Raw genomic sequence first — 464 nt, forward strand, 5'->3', positions numbered from 1 at the left:
GTTGGCACCGAACAATACGGTTTGGAATTCGTAGACGTAGACTGGGCCATTGGCAGTGCCCAGATACTGATTGTCGACCATGAGAAGGTCGCCATATCCATCGCCGTTGAAGTCGCCGTATTGGACTTGTGTTACGTTGGAAATAGCTTGGGGGAGGCCGGTCGAAGGGCAACTGTTGTTGTTGTAGCTCGTATAGCTCGCGATCGGCGTCGTTGTGGGATTACCAAGGGTTCCGTCTCCCTTCCCCAAGGCATAGACGACGTAGATCTCGCAACCTTCGACGACAACGAATGCCGCGTCGGTTATCCCGTCCCGGTTGAAATCTCCCACAACCGGCAATACCCCATTCGGCAACGACGCACTGGCATTTGTCGGCATTGACCAGGCAACCGGAGCAGCTGCCGTGTGGCCTAGTCCCGGGTCCTCCATTACCGAGACATAGGCTGAATTGCTGCCAGAACTCC

The 464-nt window shown here is 55.6% G+C and carries 1 protein-coding gene; it reads right to left on the reverse strand.

Going from position 1 to position 464, the window contains the following annotated elements:
- Nucleotides 1-464: VCBS repeat-containing protein (locus tag MKZ40_RS16955; RefSeq protein ID WP_282627989.1), on the reverse strand; the 464-nt coding region annotated here is incomplete at both ends.

It is taken from the genome of Cobetia sp. BMC6, from assembly GCF_029991385.1.
Classification (GTDB): Bacteria; Pseudomonadota; Gammaproteobacteria; order Pseudomonadales; family Halomonadaceae; genus Cobetia.